The 19,718-nt window shown below is 43.5% G+C and carries 16 protein-coding genes and 2 pseudogenes; 7 read left to right on the top strand and 11 right to left on the bottom strand.

Annotated elements, in window-relative coordinates; translation table 11 throughout:
• Positions 1-134 precede the first annotated feature (134 nt).
• From murA to ACM44_RS01275, 4 genes are all read right to left on the bottom strand, one after another.
• Entirely contained in the window at positions 135-1,442 is a 1,308-nt protein-coding gene (murA, locus tag ACM44_RS01290) for a UDP-N-acetylglucosamine 1-carboxyvinyltransferase (RefSeq protein ID WP_048498311.1), read from the bottom strand.
• A 2-nt stretch (positions 1,443-1,444) separates the two neighbouring features.
• Positions 1,445-2,083 carry a DUF4290 domain-containing protein gene (locus ACM44_RS01285; protein ID WP_048498310.1) on the bottom strand — a complete coding sequence of 213 codons (639 nt, stop codon included), beginning with the start codon at positions 2,081-2,083 and terminating at the stop codon, positions 1,445-1,447.
• Positions 2,084-2,281: 198 nt separating this feature from the next.
• Entirely contained in the window at positions 2,282-2,692 is a 411-nt protein-coding gene (locus tag ACM44_RS01280) for a thiol-disulfide oxidoreductase DCC family protein (protein ID WP_048498309.1), read from the bottom strand.
• A gap of 110 nt (positions 2,693-2,802) precedes the next feature.
• The gene (locus ACM44_RS01275; RefSeq protein ID WP_048498308.1) at positions 2,803-3,285 is read right to left on the bottom strand and encodes a heme-binding domain-containing protein; all 483 of its coding nucleotides are present in this window, start codon (positions 3,283-3,285) and stop codon (positions 2,803-2,805) included.
• A 255-nt stretch (positions 3,286-3,540) separates the two neighbouring features.
• On the opposite strand from ACM44_RS01275, the gene ACM44_RS01270 reads away from it, so the two are divergent.
• From ACM44_RS01270 to ACM44_RS01260, 3 genes are all read left to right on the top strand, one after another.
• A complete protein-coding gene (locus tag ACM44_RS01270; protein ID WP_048498307.1) occupies positions 3,541-4,179 on the top strand; it encodes a peroxiredoxin in 639 nt (212 codons plus the stop codon).
• Positions 4,180-4,287: 108 nt separating this feature from the next.
• Positions 4,288-4,599: a thioredoxin family protein gene (locus ACM44_RS01265; RefSeq protein WP_048498306.1), complete on the top strand. Its 312-nt coding sequence runs from the start codon at positions 4,288-4,290 to the stop codon at positions 4,597-4,599.
• A complete protein-coding gene (locus ACM44_RS01260; protein WP_048498305.1) occupies positions 4,596-4,847 on the top strand; it encodes a DUF6952 family protein in 252 nt (83 codons plus the stop codon). Before ACM44_RS01265 ends, ACM44_RS01260 begins: the two co-directional genes overlap by 4 nt.
• A gap of 109 nt (positions 4,848-4,956) precedes the next feature.
• Here ACM44_RS01260 and ACM44_RS15910 read toward each other — a convergent pair.
• From ACM44_RS15910 to ACM44_RS01245, 3 genes and pseudogenes are all read right to left on the bottom strand, one after another.
• A pseudogene (locus ACM44_RS15910) lies at positions 4,957-5,148 on the bottom strand (hypothetical protein); the annotation flags it as partial.
• A gap of 617 nt (positions 5,149-5,765) precedes the next feature.
• Positions 5,766-6,263 carry a GNAT family N-acetyltransferase gene (locus tag ACM44_RS01250; protein ID WP_048498303.1) on the bottom strand — a complete coding sequence of 166 codons (498 nt, stop codon included), beginning with the start codon at positions 6,261-6,263 and terminating at the stop codon, positions 5,766-5,768.
• 128 nt (positions 6,264-6,391) lie between these two features.
• Positions 6,392-6,907 carry a DUF421 domain-containing protein gene (locus tag ACM44_RS01245; protein WP_048498302.1) on the bottom strand — a complete coding sequence of 172 codons (516 nt, stop codon included), beginning with the start codon at positions 6,905-6,907 and terminating at the stop codon, positions 6,392-6,394.
• A 146-nt stretch (positions 6,908-7,053) separates the two neighbouring features.
• On the opposite strand from ACM44_RS01245, the gene ACM44_RS01240 reads away from it, so the two are divergent.
• On the top strand, positions 7,054-9,417 hold the full coding sequence (locus ACM44_RS01240) for a patatin-like phospholipase family protein (RefSeq protein WP_053215421.1): 2,364 nt from the start codon (positions 7,054-7,056) through the stop codon (positions 9,415-9,417).
• A 62-nt stretch (positions 9,418-9,479) separates the two neighbouring features.
• Here ACM44_RS01240 and ACM44_RS01235 read toward each other — a convergent pair whose 3' ends face one another.
• Together ACM44_RS01235 and uvrA are read right to left on the bottom strand one after the other, a co-directional pair.
• A complete protein-coding gene (locus ACM44_RS01235; RefSeq protein WP_048498301.1) occupies positions 9,480-9,878 on the bottom strand; it encodes a hypothetical protein in 399 nt (132 codons plus the stop codon).
• A 350-nt stretch (positions 9,879-10,228) separates the two neighbouring features.
• The gene (gene uvrA, locus ACM44_RS01230; RefSeq protein ID WP_048498300.1) at positions 10,229-13,102 is read right to left on the bottom strand and encodes an excinuclease ABC subunit UvrA; all 2,874 of its coding nucleotides are present in this window, start codon (positions 13,100-13,102) and stop codon (positions 10,229-10,231) included.
• A 457-nt stretch (positions 13,103-13,559) separates the two neighbouring features.
• Here uvrA and ACM44_RS01225 point away from each other — a divergent pair, with 457 nt between their 5' ends.
• On the top strand, positions 13,560-15,236 hold the full coding sequence (locus tag ACM44_RS01225) for a formate--tetrahydrofolate ligase (RefSeq protein ID WP_048498299.1): 1,677 nt from the start codon (positions 13,560-13,562) through the stop codon (positions 15,234-15,236).
• Positions 15,237-15,388: 152 nt separating this feature from the next.
• Here ACM44_RS01225 and ACM44_RS01220 read toward each other — a convergent pair whose 3' ends face one another.
• Positions 15,389-18,034 (bottom strand): cation-translocating P-type ATPase, encoded by a 2,646-nt coding sequence (locus tag ACM44_RS01220; RefSeq protein WP_048498298.1) that lies wholly within the window; start codon positions 18,032-18,034, stop codon positions 15,389-15,391.
• Between the two features lie 125 nt (positions 18,035-18,159).
• On the opposite strand from ACM44_RS01220, the gene ACM44_RS15650 reads away from it, so the two are divergent.
• Both ACM44_RS15650 and ACM44_RS01210 read left to right on the top strand, forming a co-directional pair.
• Complete coding sequence (locus tag ACM44_RS15650; protein ID WP_316932544.1) at positions 18,160-18,381, top strand: hydroxyisourate hydrolase; 222 nt, start codon at positions 18,160-18,162, stop codon at positions 18,379-18,381.
• 386 nt (positions 18,382-18,767) lie between these two features.
• A complete protein-coding gene (locus tag ACM44_RS01210) occupies positions 18,768-19,280 on the top strand; it encodes a tetratricopeptide repeat protein (protein WP_048498296.1) in 513 nt (170 codons plus the stop codon).
• A gap of 225 nt (positions 19,281-19,505) precedes the next feature.
• Here the strand turns inward: ACM44_RS01210 and ACM44_RS15905 are convergent.
• A pseudogene (locus ACM44_RS15905) lies at positions 19,506-19,718 on the bottom strand (hypothetical protein); the annotation flags it as partial.

Genomic DNA, 19,718 nt, shown 5'->3' with positions numbered 1-19,718 from the left:
CTTTTGAAGCCCAAAAAATTTTTGCAAAGATAAAAAAAGTTGGGAGACCTGGGTTTTTAGTTAAGACAAAATCAATAAGATATATTTAGATATAAAAAGGAGTCCCTACATTTAAACCACTTCACCACTTCAGTCTAAATCCGCTCAATATCCGCTCCCAACGCTTTCAATCTTCCGTCGATATTCTCATAACCGCGGTCTATTTGCTCTATATTGTGGATGATGGATTTCCCTTCGGCTGAAAGCGCCGCAATCAACAATGCGTTTCCGGCCCTGATGTCGGGTGAAGTCATCGTGGTTCCGCGAAGGGGCGACTCGTGGTTCAAACCGACCACTGTGGCGCGGTGCGGATCGCAGAGAATGATTTGTGCTCCCATGTCAATGAGTTTGTCCACAAAGAATAATCTGGATTCGAACATTTTTTGGTGAATGAGCACCGTTCCTTGCGCCTGGGTCGCAACAACTAATATAATTGACAATAAGTCGGGGGTGAATCCCGGCCAAGGTGCATCTGAAATTGTCAGAATCGACCCGTCTATAAATTTGTGGATTTTGTAGTTTTCCTGTGACGGGATGTAGATATCGTCTCCTCTTTGCTCCAGTTGGATTCCTAATTTTCTGAAGGTATTCGGAATGACGCCAAGTTGGTTCCAGTTCACGTTTTTGATCGTGATTTCGGATTTGGTCATCGCAGCCAGACCAATCCAAGAACCGATTTCCACCATATCCGGAAGCATCGTGTGTTCGGTTCCTCGAAGATGGGAAACGCCTTCAATCGTCAAAAGGTTGGAACCGATTCCCGAAATATTGGCGCCCATTCTGTTGAGCATCTTGCAGAGTTGCTGCAAGTAAGGTTCGCAAGCGGCGTTGTAGATTCTGGTTTTTCCTTTGGCCAAAACCGCTGCCATTAAAATATTTGCAGTTCCGGTGACGGAGGCTTCTTCCAACAAAATAAATTTTCCGTTGAGCTCTTTTGCCTTTAATGAATAATAATATTCCTGTTCGTCATAGTGAAATTCTGCTCCCAATTCCACCAAGCCCTGGAAATGCGTATCCAAACGTCTTCTCCCGATTTTGTCGCCACCCGGAGTCGGCATATATGCTTCCCCGTATTTTGCGAGCATCGGACCTAAAAGCATGATCGAACCACGAAGTTTTGCACCGTCTTTTTTGAATTCGTTGGATTTGATGTAGTCAAAATTCACGGAATCCGCTTTGAAAGTATAGTCGCCGCGACCGTTTTTGGTGATCTTCACCCCGAAATCGCCCAGGATTTCTATGAGCCGGTTCACATCGTGGATGTCGGGAATGTTTTTGACTCTTACTTCTTCGTCAGTCAAAAGGACTGCGCACAAAATTTGTAAGGCCTCATTTTTAGCACCTTGCGGAGTGATTTCGCCATGCAACCTTTTGCCGCCTCTGATTTGAAATGTTCCGCTCATTCTTATTTTCGATTTTTATTGTTGTGGTAATTTCGTCTTCTGTTTTGGTTGTTTTGACTGCCTTTCTGGTTTTTGTTGCTTCTGTTTGAAGCATAGTAGATTTTGCTTTTATCCAATGAATCAATTCCAGTCAAATCCAAACGGTCTTCTGAAAGATCTTTTAAATGTCTGAAAATCACCTCATCCTGAACATGTTCTTTATTGTAAACATTGTAGGATTTTTTCATATTGTTAGCAATCACCTGAATCAGCGCGTCTTTTTCTTCACCCGGTTCCAACTCGATTGCTTTCTCGATCAGCTGCAATATACTTTTTCCATAGAACTTAAATTCGCCCTGCAAAACCGGATATTCCATTCTTTTAGGTTTAGCCTGGGTTTCCTCCCGCGTTGGGAACGGATACGGCGAATCCACGTCCAGATCATAATCTGCAAGAATATAGAGATGTCCCCAAAGTTTGTGCTTATAATTTTCTTCATCCCGAAGCTGGGGATTTCTCTGGCCCATAAAATCTACAATCGCCGTGGCAAGTTCATTCCTTTCCTCTTTGGTTGGGAGTTCTTTGCAGCGTTCCACGAGTTGCTGAATGATTCTGCCGTATTCCGGCATGTGAAGATGGGTTCGTTGGGTGTTGTATTCCATAGGTGCAAAGATAGCGAAGTTTGAGATTATTTGGAGTAGTTTAAAGTTGTTTGAAGTTTGGGGCCTGTCTGCCGACAGGAAGATTTGAAGCCTGTCTGCCGATAGGTAGGTTTGAGGTTTGGAATTTTTTCAAGTATTTGAAGGAAGGTTGTGGAAAAGCCAAAATTGATCCGTACTGTTCTTCACCTTTAGAAATCATTATTCCACCCGCTCCACAAACTTTCCCCTTTCCTTTTCATCCGGAACCAAACATTTCTGCGAAGCCAGTTTCATCCGGTTTTCCGAGACTTTGTCGTAAATGAAATCAGTGAGGATTCTTGGCAAGAAGTTCATATTCCCAAAAACAGCATTCACACCGCCCAAAATTCTGCCCACTGCAAAAATCGCCTGAGATTTGGTCAGATAAAACGCCCCAGGTTTCCACAGATAAATGGTTTTCAGGTCATGGGTGGCGAGATTTCTGTCCTTCAAGAAACTTTGTCCAAAATCGGATTGAAGCGGCGAGAAGAGAAACCGGTCCTTTTTATCATTTTTCAAAATCCACTTCACCCAGTAGTTGCAGAAACCGCAATCACCGTCATAGAAAATGTAATATTTGGAAGAATCCATTATTTATACCTTTTTTGCAAATTGCCATACTTCATGAAGCGTGGCACAACAGATTATTAAATTTCATTTTGGTGATCAAATAGTTTCATCCGCGCTATTGGGATCAGATATCATTCTTTCTCGGCTTCCGCCGGAAGGTTGTTTAAAATCCTGGTATCATTCGCGATGAACTTAAAATATTTGATGAGTTCCTGCTTTTGTGCATCATTCATTTTTGCTTCGGAATGGATGATGACATAAGAATCCATCGGCATTTCTCCTTTCTCAACCATTTCTGCGGCTTCATCTAATTTATGGGCCTGTTTCTTTGGCTGATAATTCGCGAAAGTAGAGAAGTTCAGTTTTTGCCGGCCTTCGTCGATATGGTTTTTAAGGAACCAACCAACCGGCTGTATGTTGGCATACCAAAGATATTTGGTTTCATTGCTGTGGCAGTCGTAGCAACTGCTTCTAATGAGTTTGGCGGTGGATTCGGGAGTCTTTTTAATGTTCAGGAAATCCAGCTGCGGTGTGGGAGCCGGATTGGTTTTGTCTATCTGAAAGAACTGGATCAGTACAAAAGCCACGAGCAAAATGACGAGAATCTTTTTCATAGTGATTTTTTTATTGACGTGAATTTAAACAATAATTTTCAAAGTGGATCCAACACCTTTAAAATAACTTTAAAAAAAACCACTTTTCCACCTTAAACTTTAAAAATCAGATCACTAAAGCAGGCTTAAAAATAAATTCATGCCAATTTTCCAAACTCAACTTTCTTTTGACGCAATAGATGATATAAATCAGCACCTATTTTATCATTGATGAAATCTTCATATCTTTGCACCATAATATTTAAAACAAATCATATGTCATTAGTTGGAAAAAAATTCCCGAATATTTCAATTGACGCAATGTCTGAAATGGGAGACGATCTGAAAATCAACATTCTGGAAGAGGCTACAAAAAACCAGCAAAAAGTACTTTTGTTCTGGTATCCGAAAGATTTCACTTTCGTGTGCCCTACAGAATTGCATGCTTTCCAGGAGGCTTTACCTGAATTTGAAAAAAGAAACACCAAAGTGATCGGTGCATCTTGCGACACCAATGAAGTGCATTTTGCATGGTTGAATACCGCAAGAGACAACGGCGGAATCGAGGGCGTAACTTACCCAATCCTTGCAGATACGCACAGACAACTGGCAAACATTTTAGGGATCGTGGATCAGGAGTTCGAGTTTGACGAAGAGGGAAATGAGTTTTTCACCGGTTCTAACGTTACTTACAGAGCAACTTATCTGGTGGATGAAACCGGAAAAATCTTCCACGAATCCGTAAACGATATGCCGCTCGGAAGAAACGTGAAAGAATATTTGAGACTGATCGACGCTTACACGCACGTGCAAAAATTCGGTGAAGTTTGTCCTGCAAACTGGGAAGAAGGAAAAGATGCGATGAAAGCCGACAGACAGTCAACCGCAGAATATTTGGCTGCCCACAAGAATTAAGGGTCCAAAGCTCCTGACGGGAATCGGGATAGCTTTCGGGATCATCGAAAATTTAAAGGTTTTAAATGAGTAGATTGCCACATTGGTAAATTTTAAAAATCAGAAAAAATGTACACAGAATTAGCAGAAGATAATTTGCAGCAAATCGTTGCAGACAATGAAAAAGTGGTCGTTCAGTACGGAGCGTCATGGTGCGGAAACTGCCGGATCATGAAACCGAAATTCAAAAAACTGGCTTCTGAAAACGAAGCAATTCCTTTCCTTTATGTGGATGCGGAAAAGCTTCCGGAAAGCAGGAAGTTGGCAAAAGTAGATAACCTGCCCACCTTCGCAGTTTTCAAAAACGGAAGTTTGGTGAACCAGGTTCAGACGAACCAACAGGAAATTTTGTTGAACCTTTTTAAAGAGCTGAATCCATGAAACTCCCAATAATCAGACAGTTTTATCAAAACCAAACTCCTGAAAACCTGGAAACGGCTTTGGAGGTTTTGGAATCGTTTTCAGAATTCCGGGGCACCACCGAAGAAGACCTGAATGTAGTGGGAGAAATGATTACCGACATTTGCGGGGCGCTGGAAGTACACCAAAACGTGAAAAACGGAATGAGCGAAAGAGATGCGCTGAATGGTTTTGCACAAAAGGTGATCGGCAGCATAGACAAAAGCTAGCAATGCCAAGTTCGTACCTGGCCACCATCGGGTCGAAATTATAAATTTGTGAATTAGTTAACTCACATGTTGTTTTTAAAGAGAAAGCGGGAATTTCATCCCGCTTTTTTTAGTCATCTTGGTCACCTTGGTGGTTTTCGTGTTTCTTGTAATTTTTGTTATACGCCCGGTTTCGCTTTTCCTGCTCTTTCTGCCATTTTTTGTCGTATTGCCATTGGTTATTTCGTTTCTTAACCTGTCCCGGAGCATAATCTTTGGCTTCGCCACCGTAGATTTTTTTCGCCTGTCCCGGAGGAAGTCTTCTCGCGTTACTGTTCGGATAATAAACCGTGTTGTTACCATTTCTTCCCAAGATTCCGGGTTGTCCGTAAACATCACCGGTTTGGATCACTCTACCGTTTTGATAGACATTTCCGTTTCGATCCCGGTAAACATCGCCCTGTCTGTACACAGCTCCATCTGGTGCCCTGAAAACAGGACCATTGCCTGGATAAGTAGCAGGATAGTTATTCGGATAACTAGTGGCGTAAGGATCATTAGTCGCCGCACATGATGCCAATGTAAACGTCAAACCTGCCACTGCCATTATTTTTAGTATATTTTTCATTTCATTTAATTTTAAAACTTAACATAATAGTTTCAATCTTAATGCCAAACGAAAATATTGACTAAAAAAAAGGAGAATGAATATGGGATAATCTAGTGCAATGTTCCATAATTAACCCAATACAGAATAGGCATTCATGTCGATAAAGTTCGCATAATCAGCGTCCTATCCAATTGATTTACCGAAATCCAATGTTTCTTTTGCTGCTATGCATTTTTCGAAAATGGATTTTCCGGATTTCGGGCGATTTTATCTATAATGATTTGATTTTCCGAAGCGCAACCGGAAACTACACTTGAAAATGAAAAAAATTAAACGCCCACCAACCTACTTCTTCTTTCCATGAAAACAATATCCCGCCAAACGCCGTTCATTTTTCCGATCTTCTCGCGGATTCCCACAATCCTGAACCCCTGTTTTTGGTGAACGGCTATGCTCGATTCATTTTCCGGGAAAATTCCGGATTGCAAAGTCCAGAATCCATGATCCTCACTGTCAAGGATTAATTTCTTCAGCAGCATGGAACCCAAACCTTTACCCTGAAATGCATGGTCCAGATAAATGCTCACTTCTGCCACTCCCTTGAAACAATCGCGGTTACTCACCGGTTTCAGGGCACACCATCCCACGACTCGATCGTTTTCATCCTCCAAAACAAATCGGGACATCTTGAAATGATCCGTATCCCACGCTTCCCAAACAGGAACATGGTCGTCAAAAGTAGCATTGCCACCATCAATTCCCTGCTGGAATATTTCTAAAACGCTCGCGCCATCTTCGGGACGCATCGGCCGTATTTCGTAATTCATAAGATTTATTCAGATGCTATTTTCTTGCGTATTCTATCTAATGACTACCCCATGTCTTTTCGGATTTTGTCTGAGATCGAACCCTCCAGCGGAAGGAATTTCGCCATCACGACCATTGGGGATTTCCGTCAAATCCGGTGTGCCTTTCTGGGAAATTTTCTTTTATGCCTTGAAAAATTCGTCTGGTTATTCTGGTCTATGGAAATCACGCTCACATTTCCATCTACTTCCAGTACGGCGAGTTTCACATGCTTCAAATCTTCCACGCCATGTTCCCGAATCGTTTCCAAAAGTTCATCTGTGGTGATTTCGGCGTGTTTCAGTTTCACCAGATCCACAATTCCATCGCGAACCAAAATTTCGGGTTCGTCTTCAACGAGATGTTGCAAACTTTTACTTCTGAACATCAACTTCTTTAAGCCAAAATTGGCCAAAAATAAAACGGTAGCCGCCACCAATCCACCTTGCAGAGAAGTATCGGGACCAACCATCGCATTTTGGACGGCATTCGAAATCAATAATAATAAGATGACATCTCCCGCGTTCAACTGGGAGAGCTGGTTTTTGCCAAAAATCCTCAATCCCAAAATCATGAAGAGATAAACGGCAAGCGAACGAAGCGATACGTCCAAAAAAGGATTCATAATATTGAATTTAAAGCATTAAAAAAGGATTTCAACCACTTTGACCAGAACAATCTAAGACAGTTCACGTTTTTCAAGGATATAAAAATAGGAAAATCGCCCCAAAAACAATAAAAAAAAGTATTTTAGCGGCTTACATATTGCCCATGAAAATAAAAATCTACCTTGTTTTTCTCTTTTCCATTACATTTTTCAATCATTATTCCGCACAAGACACCCTTAAAACCAACCATCAGAAAAAATACGGACTCGCTTTAAGCGGAGGCGGCGCAAAAGGTTTCGCCCATATAGGACTTTTAAATGCCATCGATTCTTTGCAGATTAAAATCGACTATATCACCGGGACCAGTATGGGAGGAATTCTCGGCGGACTTTATGCGATGGGCTACACGGGCAAAGATTTAAAATCCACGATTTATGAGATGAACTGGGACCGGATCTTGAGCAACAAAATCCCTTACCAGAAAGTGAATATCGAAGAAAAAGACGAATACGACAAATATGTCATTGAGTTTCCGATTGTGAGGGGAATTCCTACCCTGCCCAGTTCGCTTATTGAAGGGCAATATATGGGCGAAGTACTGAACTCGCTTACTTTTTCCGCCAAACACATCAACGATTTCAGCAAACTCCAAATTCCTGTGGAACTGACCTCTTCCGATATCGTAAACGGTGGTCTGATCATGCAGAAAAAAGGTTCGCTTCCGCTGGCGATTCGTTCTACTTTAGCGATTCCTGCAGCGTTTTCCCCAGTTTATATTGATGGAAAACTACTTGTTGACGGCGGACTTGACCGGAATTTTCCGGTGAAGGAAGTGAAAGACATGGGTGCCGATTTCGTAATTGGGGGGTACACGGGATTCCGCCTGTTTACCAAGGAAGAAATCGAGAATCCCTTGAAAATGATTTATCAGACACACGCCATCCGATCGGTGGAAGATTTCAAGGTTCAAGGGAAAGACACGGATGTACTCGTGAATTTTGTGACGCCATTGGAAGATATCACCACAAAAGATTTTAAGAAATACAAAAAAATAATCAAGATCGGTGAAGAGGAAACCAAAAAAATACTTCCCGAACTGGTAAAAGTTGCGGAAGAACAAAGAAGACTTGGTGTGGTTTACGACCACAAAATGCTGCAGGAAGTGAAGAAACCCACCGTGGAAATCAGATATTTTAATGAAGACGGAACAGCGATCGCCTCTGAACAGGAAATAGAATCGATCAAAAATTTGATGAATCTGGAAACCGGGACCTATCATGACGCGAAAACCGTGAACCAAAGCATAGACTATGTTTTCGGAACAAGGCTTTATGACAAGGTTTATTACACCTACACCAATTCAGATTCGGGATTGATCATGAATGTATTTGTAAAAAAGGCAAAAGCCGGCCGGTTCAAACTCGCACCGCACTATGACAATGAACAATCCGTGGGAATCATCGTGAACTATACCTATCGTGACCTATTGTTCACCAAGTCCAGATTGGTGGCAACCATAGATATCGCCGAAAAGTTTAAGGCAAGATTAAACCTGCAAAAATTCATCGACCGAAAAAACCGTGTTTTCATTTCCGCAGAAACAAAATATACCAGTACGAACAGCAACGACATCTTTTTCCGGCTGATTGGTGAAACCGCACAGGGAAATGCGGTGATTTTCCCGGACTATAAATATTCCAATTTCATGGGCGGTATCGGGATCAATTACAAGATCAGTTCTGGTTCAGCAATTGGGATCGGCGCCGAACACAATTCCGAACTGCTCAAAAACTCCTTAAACGATATCGCCAAAAGCCTTCTGGAAGATTATGACCCGAAATTGTTCAGCCACAGCAATCAATTTCTTTATCTGAAATACATCCAGAACAGCTTGAACACCCGATATTATTCCAAAAGCGGAAACCACCTCCACATCGGTGTGAGGACTTATTTCAATAACCATTACAACACTTACGACCTGAACAAAACACAACCCGGACTGGATTTATACCTTAATCCGGAACATGACTTTTATACGATGCCGGAAGCATTGACCGCCATCTTTATCAATGAAAATTTTGCATGGCCTGTTTCAAAACAGCTCTCGCTGAAGTTTAATGGATATCTGGGCCGCCATTTCAGCAGCAACAAAATCCCCGATGAAAACATACCTTACATTTTTCTGAACCAAAAATTCTACACCGGCGGAAGCGAATTTAATGACGACGGGATGAATCCGGAATTTGAAGGCTTCAGACAAAAAGAATTGCCCGTGAACTCTATCGCAAAATTAGGTTTTGCCGCGCAATACAATCCTTTCGGTAAATTTTACCTTACGCCATCACTCAGCTATGGAAGGATTTCTGCAGAATTGAGCGGTTTTGATGATGGCAATTCCCAAAACGTTTTTGGATATGGAATAAACCTCGGTTACTTTTCAGTTGCGGGACCCATCAACTTCAGTGTTTCAAAAAATAACCTGATCGATATTTGGAGGTATTATTTCAGCATTGGGTTTAAGTTTTAGGAATTCTTTTCCATGAAAAAGCCGGACATTGCGTCCGGCTTCCCTACGGAGATTTTGATCAATTATTTACTGTTTACATTCACACTTACCGGCATGATAAATGTGGATGCCATTAAGTTTTTGTTCAATTTGTTCACATCGACTTTATAGAGCAGGCTTTTCATCACATGTTCCAGTTCTTCGGAAACATATTTGCAGCCGCCTTTTGCGTGCACATTGGTGATTTTCCCGTCTTCTGCCACACTGAATTCAAGGACCGAATTGGTGGTTCCTTCCGTTAAATTCGGGTTGGTAAAATCAAAATTACTCACCACCAATTGACGCAATTCACCAAACAATCCTTTAGAATTGATGGTAACTTCCTCTATGTTATTGCTGCTTTGAGCCTTAATTTGAGAGGAAACACTCATTGCGATGCCCAATGCTAAAATCGCTACTGCTTTTGTTAATATCTTTTTCATTTTCTTGTATGATTAATGGATTGGTTAATAATTAGTTGAACATTAATGATACAAATATAGAAAATGGGATTCACACTGAGTTTACATTCTGTTAACATTAGGTTAACATTGAAATTGACAAAATGATAACCAACTGAAATTCAATTAGCTATAATTTTATATAAAACCAGAAGTATTTAATAAATTTCAGTTTTAAGGATAAAAATCATAAAAAGACGCAGCTATCCTCCCGAAAACCAACCGAGAAACGAAAATGGATGGGATGATGACAAACAGCAATTAATGGATAAGGTCAAATGGACGCCGCCAAATCTTCGATTTCACAATAAAGCGAATTCACCGGGAGAAATTTATTCCAATTCTCTTTTCAGGAACTTTGCCGTTAATGATTTTTTGCTCTTCACGATTTCTTCCGGAATCCCTTCGGCAATGATCTTTCCGCCATGTTTTCCGCCTTCCGGACCAATGTCTATGATGTGGTCTGCCAATTTGATGACATCCATATTGTGTTCGATGATGATGAAGGAATTCCCCAAATTCACGAGTTTATTCACAGCCTCCATCAAAACTTTCACATCTTCGAAATGAAGACCTGTAGTGGGTTCATCAAGGATGTATAATGTATTTCCGGTTTGCCTTTTGGCGAGTTCTGTAGCGAGCTTGATGCGTTGCGCCTCTCCGCCGGAAAGCGTGGTGGATTGCTGCCCCAAAGTGATATAGCCCAATCCAACATCCTGCAATGTTTTCACTTTGTTGAAGATTTTCGGAATCGGCGCGAAGAAATCCACCGCTTCATCGATCGTCATTTCCAGTACATCTGAAATTGATTTTCCTTTGTAGCGGACTTCCAGGGTTTCTCGGTTGAAACGTTTTCCGTTGCAGGTTTCGCAATGCACGTACACATCCGGAAGGAAATTCATTTCAATGACTTTCAATCCTCCTCCTTGACAGGTTTCGCATCTTCCGCCCTTCACGTTGAACGAGAACCGTCCCGCTTTGTAGCCGCGGATTTTTGATTCCGGATGTTCGGCAAAGAGATTTCTGATATCGGTAAACATCCCGGTATAAGTGGCGGGATTCGAACGCGGCGTCCTTCCAATGGGAGTTTGGTCCACATCCACGATTTTGTCTATGTGTTCAATTCCCTCAAAACTTTTGTAAGGAAGTGGTTCCTGAACGGCTCTGTAAAAGTGTTTGTTGAGAATGGGATAAAGAGTTCCATTGATCAAAGACGATTTGCCACTGCCTGAAATTCCGGTCACCACCACGAGTTTTCCGAGTGGGATTTCTAAATTTACATTCTTTAAATTATTTCCGGTAGCTCCTTTCAGAACCAAGGATTTCCCATTTCCTTTTCTTCTTTCCTTAGGAACTTCAATTTTCTTTTTGCCCGAAATATAATCCGCCGTCAAAGTATCGGCTTTCAGCAAATCTTTCGGGTTTCCCTGCCAAAGGATCTCCCCACCGAATTTTCCGGCACGCGGACCGATATCCAAAATATCATCTGCTTCCAAAATCATGTCCTTGTCATGTTCCACCACGATCACGGAATTTCCGATGTCCCTTAAATGTTTCAGGGATTTGATCAGCCTTTCATTGTCTCTCTGGTGAAGCCCGATAGAGGGTTCATCCAAAATATAGAGCACATTCACCAGTTGAGAACCAATCTGCGTTGCCAAACGGATCCGCTGCGATTCACCTCCCGAAAGGGTCCGCGAACTCCTGCTCAAACTCAGGTAATCCAGTCCCACATCCAGAAGAAACTGCAGTCTGGTCTTAATTTCCTTTAAGATTTCATGAGCGATGATCTTGTTTTTTTCGCTGAAATGGTCTTCCACTTCATGCAGCCAGTCCATTAAATCGCCCAAACTCAAGGCGTTGATTTCAGCAATATTTTTTCCGTCGATTTTAAAACTCAGACTTGACGGCTGAAGCCGGGTTCCTTTGCAATCCGGACAAACCTCTTCGTTGGTGAAATGCCTTTCGAGCAATATCGCGTCATAACTTTCTTTGTCTTCAATCAAATCCTCAATGATCGACACCAAACCATCGAAATTGACTTTAATTTTCTTGGTGATTCCCGCATGTTTCAATTCCTTGGCTACTTCCTTGTGTGCCCCGAAATAGATCAGCTCCAATGCCTCTTTAGGTATATCTTTAAAAGGGGTGGACAAATCTTTGTCAAAAACTTCAAGGATATTTTTGATCTGGCCGAGAATCCATTTGTTGGACTTAATGTCTTCCAAAGGAAGCAAACCACCTTGGTTAATGGAAAGTTTAGGGTTCTCTACAAAATAATCAGTATTCACTTTTTTGATGGTTCCCAAACCTTTGCAATACGGACAGCTGCCTTTCGGTGAATTGAAAGAAAACGTGTTGGGTTCCGGCAATGCGAGTGAGTCACCGGTTTCGTCGTCCATCAGGTTTTTTGAGAAATAGTGGACTTCATTTTCGTTTAGTTTTTGCAGCCCGATCGTTCCCTCTCCCATTTCCATGGCAGTTCGCAGGGAATTCTCCATCCGGTTTTCGGTGGCTTTTTCACCTACAATCCATCGGTCGATCACGATATCAATGTCGTGGGTTTTGTAGCGGTCCAGTTTCAAATTATATTCTATATCCACCAACTCGCCGTCAATTCTAGCCTGTCCGTAACCTTTCTTCAGTTTTTGCAGAAAAAGCTCGTGGTAATGACCTTTTCGCGAACGGACAACCGGTGCCATCAGGATCACTTTCTCGCCCTTATAATTTTCTTTAATGGTTTCCAGGATTTGCTCGGTGGTGTAACTCACTAGTTTTTTGCCGGAAGTCATCGAATACGCATCAGAAACCCTTGCGAAAAGCAGCCTAAGGAAATCGTATAATTCGGTCACGGTTCCCACCGTGGAACGGGGATTCTTGTTCGTGGTTTTCTGTTCGATGGCGATCACCGGGGAAAGTCCGTCGATTTTATCCACATCCGGTCTTTCCAAACCGCCAAGAAACTGTCTTGCATAAGCGGAAAACGTCTCGATATAACGTCTCTGTCCTTCCGCAAAAATGGTATCGAAAGCCAGCGAAGATTTTCCACTCCCCGAAAGTCCGGTAATCACCACGAGTTCGTTTCTCGGGATTTTCACCGAAATGTTTTTCAGGTTGTGTTCGCGGGCTCCGTAAACTTCTATATATTCTTTGCCATCGCCGGTTGCAATTTGATGGTCATCGGAATGGCTGCTGGATTTTTGCATTTTGGGCTCTCATTTTTTCCCAATACTTATTCAAAACTGGGAATCTGCAAATTTACGGATTTTTATTGTGGGTGAAAATTGTGCAGGATCAATATTTTTAGCCGCGATTGCACAAATCAACATTATTACGCAATTGCAAATCTTTTCTTAACATTAAGGAAATTAAGTAGTTAAGGACAAAATGGCTTCTGAATGGTTAAGGTTTAACTTCGTTAAATAAAGTGCGCCGCTTAATTTAACGAAGTTAAATCTTAACAAATATGCGGTGCATCGGTCTTAACCCCTTACTCCCTTAATGTTTAAAATAATACCATCCATATTTACACCAAACTCACTTTTGAAGAGTAGCAATCTTTAGCATTAACCTTGAAAATTCTAAAAACTGACATAAGACATTTCAAAAGATTTCGTGGGAATCTTTCGTTTGGCTAAATTTGATTGTTTAAAAATTTACACTATGAGTTTCCCAACCGACCTCGAAATTGCAGAGTCCGCTCAGATCCAGCACATCAAAAATATCGCCGACAAAATCGGTATCCACCATGACGATCTGGAATACTATGGAAAATACAAAGCAAAAATCCCCTTAAAATATATCGACGAGGAAAAGATCAAAAAAGCAAAACTGATCCTGGTCACGGCAATCAACCCCACTCCCGCCGGTGAAGGAAAAACAACCGTTTCTGTCGGCTTGAATGACGGCCTGAACAAAATCGGCAAGAAATCCATCGCCGTTTTGCGCGAACCATCACTCGGTCCGGTTTTCGGGGTGAAAGGCGGCGCTGCCGGAGGTGGTTACGCACAGGTGATTCCCATGGTGGACATCAACCTGCACTTTACCGGAGATTTTGCAGCAATCGAGAAAGCCAACAACCTGCTTTCGGCACTCATCGACAATAATCTCCAAAACAAAAAACACTCCCTAAACATCGATCCGCGAACCATCGTCTGGAAAAGGGTGATGGACATGAACGACCGCTCACTGCGGCAAATCGTAATCGGTTTGGGAGGATCCAACAACGGGATTACCCGCGAAGAAGGATTCAACATCACTCCGGCAAGTGAAGTGATGGCGATTCTTTGTCTAAGCCAGGATTTCGAAGATTTAAAGACCAGACTCGGAAATATCTTCGTGGGCTATACTTTCGACAAAAAACCAATTTTTGCACGGGACCTGAAAGCAGAAAACGCAATGGCAATTTTACTTAAAGACGCCATTAAACCTAACCTCGTGCAAAGTCTGGAGGGAAATCCAGCGATCCTTCACGGAGGTCCTTTCGCAAATATTGCACAGGGAACAAATACCATCATCGCCACTAAAACAGGGCTTTCGCTCGCCGACTATGTGGTCACAGAAGCAGGTTTCGGAGGAGATTTGGGCGCCGAGAAATTCCTCCACATCAAATGCCATTACGGAAAAATGAAACCCGATGCGGTCGTGATAGTCGCCACGATCCGTGCTTTGCGGTACCACGGCGGCGCGAAGAAAGGCGAATATGAAGTTCCAAACCTTCCTTTCGTGAAAAATGGGATTGCGAACCTCATGAAGCATATTGAAAACAGTTTCAAATTTGGTTTGAGGCCGATTGTGGCCATCAACCGTTTCGCCACCGATTCCGACGAAGAAATCAAATACATCCAGGAAGAATGTAAAAAACTCGGCGTGAGAGCCATCCTCGCCGAAGAATTCACCAAAGGCGGTGCGGGAATGACCGAACTTGCCGAAGAAGTGGCGTTCTGTGCCTCCAATTGCGGAAATGATTTCAAACCCCTCTACAAAGTGGATGATTCGGTAGAATATAAAATCGAGACCATCGCCAAAGAAGTTTATGGCGCGGATTCAGTGGTCTTTTCCCAGAAGGCAAAAAACCAGCTGAAAACCATCTACGATCTAGGTTTCGACAAAGTGCCGATTTGCATGGCGAAAACCCCGAAATCCCTTACCGACGACGAAACCAAAATCGGCCGTCCTTCCAACTTTAAAATCACCGTGCGCGAATTTGAATTTGCAGCCGGCGCAGGATTCATCATCCCAATCCTAGGCGACATGATGCGGATGCCGGGATTACCGAATGTTCCCGCAGCAGAAGGAATGAGCATTGACAAGTTTGGAAAGATTTCCGGTTTGAGCTGATGTTGGAGTCGGAGTGTTTTTGAATTCGGTATTTTCAAGGAAAAGCGCCGAAGCTTTGGTATTATGAGTTAGACCTAAAAATCAGGCACCCATCATTTTCAGCGACCTCAAAAAAAATAGCGGAAAATCAATTCGGTTAGCTGTTGGGAAGATTACCGCAATATCCTCTTAAACAGCTTGTGCACCTCGCTGAAAACCAGTGGAACCAATCCCAGTCCACAGGCGGTGAGCCAACCTTTGGCATCGGGAAAATGAAGTTGGAACGCATCCTGAAGGAAAGGCACGAACAACACCAACAGTTGTAAAACCACTCCCAAAACTAGGGCACCAATCAGATAGGGATTGCTGAAAATACCGATGGTGAACAACGATTTCGTGCGGTGGCGAAGCGCCAAAGAATAAAACAGTTGGGCAAATACCAAGATCAGAAACGCAAGTGTCCGTGCATTTTTAAGCACCTCATCCGGAATATCCTGATCCATTGGCGAAAATCCAAATTCGTAAAATCCATACCAATAGCCGAAAACCGTTATTGCACCAATCAGCAAACCGCCCAAAACCACCTGCAGCGTTCCACCGTGGGAAAAGAAACTTTCCTGGGAAGGTCTCGGTCGCTCATTCATTACGTCAGAATCACCCGGATCCATACCTAAAGCGATGGCCGGAAGCGAATCCGTAATGAGGTTGATCCAAAGCAACTGCGTCGCCAGCAACGGAGCCGGCCAACCAATCAGCAGCGCGACCACCATGGAAATCACTTCGCCGAGATTACAACTCAGCAGAAAAATGACTGCTTTGCGGATATTTTGGTAAATATTTCTGCCATGTTCCACCGCTTTCACAATGGTGGAAAAATTATCATCGGTGAGGATCATATCTGCGGCACTCTTCGCAACATCGGTTCCGGTAATTCCCATGGCAACGCCAATGTCGGCAGCATTCAGGGAAGGCGCATCATTCACGCCATCACCGGTCATGGAAACAATATTCCCTCCGCCTTTCAGCGCACGGATGATTTTCACCTTGTGTTCTGGAGAAACTCTGGCAAATATCCGGTAATTTCCTATTGACTCCATCAGCTGGTCTTCCCCGATTTCATCCAGTTCCTTGCCGGTGATAACTTCATTTTCAGAAACCGCAATCCCCAGTTCTTTGCCGATGGCAAAAGCAGTGTGCGCGTGATCGCCGGTAATCATGAGAGTCGTTATGCCTGCTTTTCTGGCTTTTTCTATGGCGGGTTTCGCCTCATCACGCGGCGAGTCGATCATCCCGGCAACGCCCACCAAGATCAGGTCCTGCTCCATTTCTGTTCGCGAAGGCACAGTGGCAACTTCCCGGTAAGCGAGCGCCAAAGTGCGCAATGCCTCATCGGACATTTCTTCCGCCACTTTCCTGATTTCGCTCCTCAGCATATCGCTTAAGGGAATGGCGGTTCCGTCTTTCAAAATCTTTGTGGATTTTTCCAGAATGTTTCCCAAAGCACCTTTAGCAAAAACCGACAGTTCATTTCCGTTTTTAATCAGCACAGACATCATCTTTCTGGCAGAATCAAACGCGTTTTCCGCGACACGTACAGTTTCCCTGGCAAGCTGAGCCCGGTCAATATTCAGATCGTCGCACATTTTCAACAGGGCAATTTCCGTTGGGTCACCCGTACTTTCTCCCTTTTCCAAAGTGGCATCGGAAGCCAATATCATCCCCTTAACGAATAGTTGCGCGGTTTCGCCCAGGTCAGCTTCATTACCGAACTGAAACAACCCATCGAAGGTCCAGAACTTGTCCACGGTCATTTTGTTTTGGGTCAAAGTCCCTGTTTTGTCCGTACAGATGATATTGACCGAACCCAAAGTCTCCACGGCGGGAAGCTCTTTGATGATCGCATTATTTTTCGACATCATCGTGACGCCCACGGAAAGCACTACCGCCACGATAGCGGCAAGACCTTCGGGAATGGATGCCACTGCGAGCGAAACCGAGATCAGGAACATTTCCGCAATATCGCGCCCCTGAAACCACGAAAGCACAAACAGGAGTACGCATACCGCCACGGCGGCCAAACCGAGTGTTTTTCCCAGTTGGTCCAAGCGCTGACCGAGCGGAGTTTTTTCATCTGGCTCACTTTGGATGATGCCTGCAATTTTACCGATTTCCGTTTCCATTCCCGTAGCGGTGACGATTCCCGTTCCCCTTCCTGCGGTCACAGTAGTGCTCATAAAAGCGAGATTCTTCCGGTCTCCCAGCGGTGCATTGGTCTCCTTGATAATCAATGCGGCATCTTTTTCCGAAGGTTCGGACTCGCCGGTTAGTGCCGCTTCCTCGATCTGCAGGTTCACACTTTCAACCAGCCGGAGATCCGCACCCACCATCCTGCCGGTTTCAAGCACCACCACATCACCTACCACCAATTGTCCGGAGTTTATTTCCTTCAATTTTCCTCCGCGCCTTACATAAGATTTTGGCGAACTGATTTTTTGCAGGGCTTCCACGGCATTCTCCGCTTTCCGCTGCTGGTAAACGCCCAAAAAGGCGTTGATCAGGATCACCACCGTGATAATTGCGGCATCCATAAATGCTCCCAAATAGATCGTGATCAACACTGCCGCGAAAAGCACATAAATCAACCAGTCCTTCAGCTGTTCCAGAAAAAGGAAAAGGACCGTTTTTTTAGGCGCTTTTTTTAGCCTATTCGGTCCGTTACGTTTCAGCCGCTCTTGAGCTTCCACATCCGAAAGTCCCTGTGAAAGGTCAGTTTTAAGCTCGGCAGCGGTTTGATCAATATTTTTGGTGAGGAAATCCATACGGTTTTTCCCGGGTTTTTAGAAGCATAAAGTTAGGGAAAATCTATCTTTCCTCCAGCGGAGTCACCATCCGGCTCCAACGCTATACCGACGCCACCTGACTGTGGAATTTGATGGACTAAAAAATAACAGATCAGAACGGCAGGATTACCGATTTTCTTCCGGGCAGCGCAAATTCCGAAATTTTTGAACTGACCTATTTTACAGCCAATTATTTTAAAAAAAGCAACACCAAAAGTTTTTATCCTTTTATCGAAGTTGTTTTTCAGATCAGCGATAAGCATTATTATCATGTTCCCATCACCCTTCAGCCTATGGTTATCCGATTTACCGGGGGAACCAGATGAAACATAGAACAATGGGGTGTCTGTAGCTACACTTTGATGCTCTAAATTTTTTTATGTAATTAAACAGGTCGAAGCATTATTTCATTTTGGCTTGATCGATTTTCAGCACCTCCAGTTTTTCTGGCTGACGCGCTGTGAGATGCGGGAGCCGCAGCGGGGAATAACTTTGCCAAAGTTCCAAACTTTGGCAAAGTTCTGTTTCGGATGCATTACCGTAGGCTGATCACAGACCGCATCACCGGTGTGCAGATCTCAATGATTCGAAACCGCCGAAATTTTCCGGGCATGACCGGGTACCTTTTCAAATAATAGGTTATCTTTATCCAATGACAGATCGGTAATTTTTTGAGGCTTTCACCTTGCCCACCACCCCTAAAATACAGCTCATGACACCGAAACAAATAGAACGCATTCAGATCAAGATCACAAAAATCAGAAAGGAGCTTGCCGCCGATAAAAAAAGGTGGGGAGGCTTTTACGACGACAGCCGCGGACTGCGGTATCTGCCTCCTGAACTGTACCTGAGGATACAGGATTATTCAGGTGCGCTCCGGTATTTTAACTGGTTCCATAAAAACTTTCCTGATGATTCAGGGTATCCTGTATTTTTATTCGAGTGGGCGATCACGCTCTTCAAAAAAGGCAAAATTAAAGAGGCAAAGGCCAAAACCATACAGACCGATCGTGCCAATTCCTGGATCATCCCTGCCTTTCTGCAGGTAGAAAACAGCCGTCCGCCCACTAAAATGTTTTCGAACTGGCAAACGGCGGAGGTCGCTGAAGAAATGGGTTATTCAAAGCATGATGCCGAGCTTGCAGATTTTGCCGAATGGCTCAGTGATTTCGTAAGCAGTGCAGAATTTACTGGGCTCCGCGGCGACCTTTTACAAAAAACCTAAAGAGCCGTGCGGCCATCACCTACACCCTATTGCACAGTTAGGAAAAAACAAAATGTATCATTAGTTTGGGGAGGTCATGCATCAAGATAGGCATAAACCAATGGAGATCCATGCTCTGGCTTGTGGCGCGTGTACCAATTTAATCCCGGCATGGTGAGCGAGAACTTTGCCAAAGTTTCAAACTTTGGCAAAGTTCTGTATTGGATATGCAGTTGAGCCGGCTGATTACAGACCGCATTGTCGCTGGTGAGTTCCCACGGTATCCATGTTTGCCGCTATAATCCGCACGCCGCTCCATTTTTTCTCCGAGTTTCTAAAAGTGAATGTTCGCTCCAAACTTACCGGTGCCCTGGATTGGAAAAAACGGTCAAATTGACCACCTGATTTCGGAGCAAAGTGACCAGTGAATTTCGGTTTAAATTGACCACCGAGATTCGG

This window comes from Chryseobacterium koreense CCUG 49689 (assembly GCF_001045435.1).
Classification (GTDB): Bacteria; Bacteroidota; Bacteroidia; order Flavobacteriales; family Weeksellaceae; genus Kaistella; species Kaistella koreensis.
This window is presented reverse-complemented; position numbering and strand designations above follow the sequence as displayed.